At 55.3% G+C, this 7105-nt stretch carries 5 protein-coding genes; 1 reads left to right on the top strand and 4 read right to left on the bottom strand.

Annotated features, from left to right (window positions below; all coding sequences use genetic code 11):
* The 4 genes from VF673_RS09445 to VF673_RS09430 form a co-directional block, all read right to left on the bottom strand.
* A partial coding sequence (locus VF673_RS09445) for a DUF1302 family protein (protein ID WP_440291742.1) occupies positions 1 to 224 on the bottom strand: 224 nt, incomplete at its 3' end.
* 272 nt (positions 225 to 496) lie between these two features.
* On the bottom strand, positions 497 to 1186 hold the full coding sequence (locus VF673_RS09440) for a carboxymuconolactone decarboxylase family protein (RefSeq protein ID WP_440291741.1): 690 nt from the start codon (positions 1184 to 1186) through the stop codon (positions 497 to 499).
* Between the two features lie 67 nt (positions 1187 to 1253).
* Positions 1254 to 2495, bottom strand: coding sequence for a thiolase family protein (locus VF673_RS09435; RefSeq protein WP_440291740.1), 1242 nt, complete (start codon positions 2493 to 2495; stop codon positions 1254 to 1256).
* A gap of 143 nt (positions 2496 to 2638) precedes the next feature.
* Positions 2639 to 5281, bottom strand: a complete 2643-nt coding sequence (locus VF673_RS09430; protein WP_440291739.1) for a LuxR C-terminal-related transcriptional regulator — start codon at positions 5279 to 5281, stop codon at positions 2639 to 2641.
* A gap of 571 nt (positions 5282 to 5852) precedes the next feature.
* Between VF673_RS09430 and VF673_RS09425 the strand changes: the two genes are divergently transcribed.
* Complete coding sequence (locus VF673_RS09425) at positions 5853 to 7097, top strand: thiolase family protein (protein ID WP_440291747.1); 1245 nt, start codon at positions 5853 to 5855, stop codon at positions 7095 to 7097.
* Positions 7098 to 7105: the final 8 nt, after the last annotated feature.

Below are 7105 nucleotides of genomic sequence, written 5' to 3'. Positions count from 1 at the left end.
CCATCATCGTGGTTTGGATTGTTCAGGATGTTCCTATCCTGGCCTTCCACACGGTGCATATAGTTATATTTTACCGTGTTATCCCAGCGAATGTTCAGGTCTGAATTGTCGACATTGATTACTGCTGCGCTCGCAGATGTTGCCACCAGAGAAGCCATCAACGTCACACTAAGACGCTGAAAATAGCGCAACTGGGGCAATGAGGCTGTTTTTATCTGCTTCATTGATCATATCCTTCTACCGGTCACAGCCGGCTGATTATTGTTATTACCGAAGCCCATGCCATCCATTCATGCATGGCGTGCACCTGAACATTACTGATTTTGTTTTTTGCATCCCCCCCCAACCAAGAGGGGGCATAGAGATATCAATGGGGGGGGGACGAAAAGGAATGGCAATGAGTGCATGCTCGCTACCAAGAAACAGGAAACTTTTAGACCCGGGTTCAGGCTCAACTGCCTACTCTATTCATGATCCGGTTGTGCACAACCGCGCGTTATGGTTTCCTTAGAAACTCCTTATAGGAATCTTCCAGCTGTACACCCAAAGAGTTGAGTGTCATAGATACCAGCTTGTAGTGTCCCGCCAGGAAAACAAGATCTATCATTTGCTGGGTATTGTATTTTCCTGAAAGCACCTTCCAAGTTTGATCGCTGATAAACGAGTCGTCATTCAGCTCATCCACAGCACGTATGAGAGCTGCATCGAAAGGAGGCAAGTTGGTCGCGTCAGCCCCAGAGACAATGCGATGAATGTCAGCATCACTGAGACCTACCTGCTTACCAATCGCCACATGATGAGCAAACTCATATTCCGACTGGCTGAGCCAGCCCATGCGCAAGACAATTATTTCACGGTCGCGAGCGGGCAATGTTGAGCCGAGTAACAACTGCTCGGCGAAGGGCACCCACCGCTGTACTAACTCCGGATGGTGCGCCAAGGTTGTAAAAATATTAGCTATCGTTCCTTCTACGCGAGCATGATCCATCAATCGCAGCGTACTCTCACCCAGCTCAGCTTCTGTCATAGGGGAAACTCGCGGCTGCGCCATGCGAAATGAGGGAGTCATGTACATATCAGCAGTGTGAGCTTGTGCGTCCAAAGCTGGCCCAGGCTCCACCTGAGCCTGAACACCGGCCACTTGCATTACCAAAAGACTCGCAGCCAATATGCTTATTTTTTTCATTATGTCTCCAAGGCTTTCGAAAGAAATTGGCAGCGCCTTCCGCTGCCAATCCAGACCGGCTCTCCTCTCAGCGCGTGAAGAGGTTGACCGTGACCACGGCTTCTTCATAGCCGATCGAACCACCGCCATTCTCCTGCAGCGCCACTTTGGCTCCTTCAACCTGTCGGAGACCGGCCTCACCACGCAATTGGGTTACCAACTCGTGAATCTGACCAAGCCCTGTCGCGCCAATGGGATGCCCCTTGCTCTCCAGACCACCTGAAGGGTTGACCGGAATACGTCCGCCAATCGACAAATCACCTGCCTCGGCAGCCGCCCCTGCAGTGCCCATCGGCACCAGGCCGAGGTATTCCACCGCCATGATCTCACCCACGGCACTGGCGTCATGCACCTCGACAACAGACACCTCATCAGGACCAATTCCTGCCTGCTCGTAGGCCCCATTGGCCGCGCGACGACATACAGCCTGATCAAAGGCATCCGGCGCCCGTGGAGTGGCGGTTGCGATAGAGGTAGCCGCAACGCGAATCGCACGGCGTCGGTCGATAGACAACCGCTTCAAACCCGCCTCGGTGCATACAATCACAGCCGCCGCCCCATCAGACAGCGGTGAACACATGGGTAGAGTCAACGGATAGGTAATGGGTGGCGCAGCCAGCACTTCATCGATGGTGAAAGACTGGCGGTACTGCGAAAAGGGGTTATGTACCGAATGGTGATGGTTCTTTGCAGACACCGCAGCAATCTGCCGCTGCGTCGTACCAAACGACTTCATCCAGAACCGGCACATCGCTGCGTAGATTGCCATGAAGCGGCTGTAGGGGCGGTCTGATTCGCTACCTGGCGGCACCTCAATGCCGTTACCCAACTCCAACAGTCTTGTCGCGTTTTCATCAGCAGTGAGCACATCCCATCCACCTTCGAACAAGGCCAACGCCCTGCTTTTGTCTGGAATATTCATCTTCTCGGCACCCAGCGCCAATGCTATATCGCAAGCCCCAGAACGCAGTGCCTGCACTGCCAGCTGAAATCCACTGGTTCCGGAAGCACAAGCATTCTCGACGTTCCAGACCGGCAAGCCGACCAAGCCAAGCTTGTGCAGCAGAACCTGACCGGGAACGGCTGTCTGCCCCATGAAGGGCCCTTGTGTTACGCCTGTATAGAAAACCTGTTCGATATCATCTTGAGCGGCACCGGCATCCCGGAGCGCGGTCGAAAGCGCCTCATCAGCCAATGATTGAAGGGAACGTTCTATATGACGCCCGAACTGGGACATGCCGACGCCAACGACATAAACGGGGATGCTCATCTTATTGTGATACTCCATGCAGGGTATTGAAAATCCTGGAAACCGTCATGGCCATCCCGACAGCTTCTGAAAATGCATGGAGATCAAGGTACGAGATCAGCTACATTATCTCCCCCCTCTTCAAGAGTGGGGTCACCTTTACCTCAGTCAATCAGCCCCAGCATGCGTGCACGAGCGACAACGTGCTTGCGGTTAGCGGCATTGAGCTTACTGAAGAGGTTTTTCATGTGCCACTTTATGGTTTCCTCCCCAACCTCCATCGCCCGGGCTATTTCCTTGTTGCTCATGTTCCGGTTCAGCAGCGCCAGGACTTCACGCTCTTTAACCGTCAATAACGCTGTCCCACGCACGTAAGACTTGTCTGCAGTGGGGGGCGGTGCCTGATCGCGCCTGTTGCGCTCAAGCTCAACCTCTAGCTCATGCTCACGCGTCGGATGTAATTCCTGCAGAACCCTCAGCATGCCGTTAGCGCGAGCCAGACTTACAGCCTCAAGCCGCAGCCTGTGTGCATCGCTTCCCCCTTGCCGCCGACATGCTTCCGCCTGCAGCAAGCGTGCCTCCGTCTCTTCGCCGCCACGCTTGAGCCCCTCCGCCAGACGTATGGCGGATTCTGCCGCAGTCAGAGCCGTGACCAATGAGGCCTCATCTTGATGAGCAAGCATCGCATGCGCCCGTGCCAAATCAGCATGCAAATCTGCCCAGGGTATGAAGGGGACGGGAATATGGGCGCGACAATCGCGAATCAACTGATCCAGCCCCCTGCTGAGAGCAAGAGCCGACTCTGCCCGCCCATGTTGTGCATGCAGCCGTACCAGCTCAAATTTAGCCAGAATCTGAAAGCGCAATATCGCACGGCCCTGACCAATTGCGCACAGCGACTCGAGAAGATTCAGTGCCTGATCCTGGCGCCCTTCCCGCACAGCAACACGCGCCAGCACCCTGTAAGCTGCAAGAAGAGCGTCCGGCAAGCCGTTCCGTTCAAGTGCAACCAAACGCCCCGCCAGAAGCGCGCTTGGCTCATCTTCTCTTCCAGCATCCCAACAGGCTTGCGCCAGCAAGGTCGCTAGCATACAGGTAACAGGATTCATGCGACCGAGACGCCCTTCCGCACGGGCTAGGGCAGGCCGTAGTACCTGTTCTGCAAGAATATATCTGCCTTCCCACAGGTAGCTCAGCCCAAGAGCATAGTCCGCCAGACCGTATGATACCGGCGAATAGACCACCTCCTGGTCGAGGCTGTCTATTTGAGCGAGCGTCAGGCGCGCCTGTTCCGGCTGTCCGCGATACAAGGCCACAAAGGACGTGCTGATAAAGTAGATCGGCACATGAGTCGGGTGCGCATCTGAAGGCGGTTCTGGCCAGCGGTCCAACCTTTCAGAAATATCATCTATACGATCCGAGAATCCTGCAGCTGTCATTTCAATCAAGGCCGCTTCAAACTTCTCCCCAGGCGCAATTCCGGGCTGCGCCAGTATCAGATCCACCAACACTTGGGCTTCTCCATTATATTGGCTCATCGCCAACGCCCAAGCGGTCGGCGCCCAGAACCCCGGATGCTGGTGAAGCTCCTCTTCAGGCAGCCGCCGATACCAGGAGAGCACCGTCACACTCTTGCCTTGAACCGTCATCTGGTACGTGCTGCGCTCGACCAGATCGAAAGCAGTGGTGACATCCCCCGCCAAAAATGCCTGCTGCGCAGCTTCTTCATATAGTTCATTGGCGGCGTACCAAGCAGACGCTTTTTGCGCTATCAGTTTACGCTCTGCAAGCGGTAACTGGATCCAGCGCTCACGCAACACCTCATGGGCAAGCGGGTGCAGCCGCATCCATTCATTGCCTTCTACCTGCGATAATAACGGCGTCTCATCCTGAATCCTGAGAAGCTCATCGACGAGTTCTACTTTATCGAGAACAGCCAGGCATAGATCCGGATGAATCAGATCGAAACCGGCCAAACGCTCCATCATATAAACTGCATCGGCAGACTGGCTGTTGATGACGGTATCGATAAAGTAATGCCGAATGTCGGCAGTTGCCGCTCCGATGAGCCCCTCCAGGTCGCCACTACGGTAGAGCGCGGCAGCGACCAGCTGAATGCCAAAAGGCCAGCCTTCGGTCAAATCATGCAGCGCCGCCGCCGTATCCAGGTCCTCCCCTCCTTTCAACACCGATGACAATACAGCCAGGGTTTCATCAAGACGAAAACGCAAGTCGGAGGCGGTCAGACGAACCATTCTAGCCATCCGCAGTGCTCCACTCGCAACCAATGCGCCGGCAGGTCGCGCAGCCAGGGCAACTTGCAGATTGGCAGGAGCGTTATTCAGCAAATAGGTCAGTATCTCGTTCCGACTGGGCATGGGCAGGCGATCAAGCTCATCCAGCAGTAAAACCACCTCAACTGCGAGGTTGGCAACTTCAGCCAACCAGCCAGTAATGGCTTCGCGGGGATCAGAACAGTCATCGATCCACTGCAGGAAGTGCTCATCAAAACCATGCTTCCCACAGGACAACTGCGCAGAAAATGCCAAACCGCGAACTAGACTCAGCGGCTCATCATTGCTATCCACAGTGAGCCAGAAAGCCAGCCCACCGCGGGCAAGCACCTCCCTACGCCAATGATTCAGCTGGGCAGTCTTGCCGAACCCGGCAGGCGCAAGAAGAGCGATCACTTGAGCTCCGCTCGCTTCGATACGGCCCAGCTGCAGCCGTTCACGATCAAGGAAGCCCCGAGTAGCCCGCGGGGGCATGGATTTAAGTAGAAGAGAGGGAGCTCGCTTAAATGCCATCATTCTTCTCCATGGTTGCTGCACCCAGTCGTCACCCCTCCCTGGATGGCTACACCTGGATCACCCCGAAGGAGTCTTATCGGGGTCAGCTGGTTGTTATTGTTTTGGCATGTGCCGAGTACAGGAGCCATAGCTTTAAAGCGGCTACCCTTCCTGCATCAGTCTACAACGTCTCATGGGTGCTGGCTCTTTGCCCTTGAGACGCTTGCCTATCAAAGGCCCCTTGCATTTTGGCCATACCCTTTGCTCAGCACTGTATAGAAAACTGTGAAAGCATGAAACCACTTAACATTAACAAGCTTTCCCGGAACAGAAAGAACAACAGCCCATTTGCGTGCGGCACAATGTAGTTTTTCCGGTCTGGTTCCGCTTACGAACGACCAGAATCACTATTTTCAATGTGTCGCGGGGTTGTAAAAGCAAAATGGCTGGCATCGATTTTTTTGCATTGACGAGTCAGAACGTATGTCATAGCATCTTGAAAATTAGTTAATTATGTTAATCATAATGAAATCCAGTGGCGCCGCCGCACTTGGGTAAATTAACCAGAAAACGAGGTATTGTAGTAGCCATGAACTCTCGCGGACTGTTCTGCGCATTCGAAGACGCGCTCCTTGTTGATGCGGTCCGCTCCCCATGGGTCGATTATCGCGGAGCCCTGGCCGCTGCCTCACCAACAGACATGGGCATCAAAGTAGCCAGGGAGCTACTCAAGCGTACCGAGTGTACTCCTGACCGTATTGATAGCGTGGTAGCTGGCAGCGTTGCTCAGGCCAGCTTCGACGCCTATATGCTACCGCGCCATATAGGTCTCTACACCGGGGTGCCGCAGACAGTTCCGGCACTCGGCCTGCAGCGCATCTGTGGCACCGGTCTGGAGCTTCTACGGCATGCTGCCGAGCAGGTCGATCGCGGCCAGGCCACCAGCGTCCTGTGCGTTGCAAGCGAGTCGATGTCACGTAACCCTATCACCAGTTACAGCCACCGCAGCGGCTTTGCCCTCGGACAACCGGTAGAGTTCAAGGACTTTCTCTGGGAGGCTTTGTTTGACCCTGCGGTGAACTTGAGCATGATGCAAACCGCAGAAAACCTCGCCCGCCGCTATGCGCTCAGCCGCGAGGAAGTGGACAATTATGCATTGCGCAGCTTTGAGCGGGCGCTGGCCGCCCAGCAGCAGGGTTGGTTCGCTGACGAAATCGTCCCTATTGAAAGGGAGTGTTTCGAGCAGCCCGGCCTACAGCCGCGCACTCTAGCTCTCAATGGCCGCCAAACCCGTGTCTGCGAAGACACCCACCCACGCCCTACTTCAGCTGAGGCCCTCGCCCGCCTGACCGCCCTTTACCCTGAAGGCGTGCAGACTGCTGGTAATAGTTGTGCCGTAGTCGATGGCGCAGCCGCTGCACTTGTCATGTCCACCTCAACTGCTGGCTCACGTCCAGTTCTGGCCCGGTTACGAGCGGCTGCGGTAGTAGGCGTACCTCCGGACATCATGGGCATTGGGCCTGTTCCAGCGATATGCAAACTGCTGGAGGGAAGCGGACTGCGCATGGAGCAAATAGGTAGTTTTGAGATCAATGAGGCTCAGGCCGCTCAACTCCTCGCGGTTCAACGTGAGCTTGAGATCGAAGATGATCAACTTAATCGCCATGGGGGAGCAATTGCCCTGGGCCACCCTCTGGCGGCTACCGGATTACGCCTGGCCCATACTCTGGCCCGGCAGCTGAAAGCCAGCGGTCAACGTTATGGTATCGCCGCCGCCTGCATTGGTGGCGGCCAGGGTATGGCCCTACTGCTGGAAAACCCACGTCCACACTGAAAACCTTC

The organism is Halopseudomonas sp. Lyrl_26, from assembly GCF_051948695.1.
In the GTDB taxonomy this organism is placed as follows: domain Bacteria; phylum Pseudomonadota; class Gammaproteobacteria; order Pseudomonadales; family Pseudomonadaceae; genus Halopseudomonas; species Halopseudomonas formosensis.
Note: the sequence above shows the minus strand (reverse complement) of the source record. Positions and strands in the feature narration are given on the sequence as shown.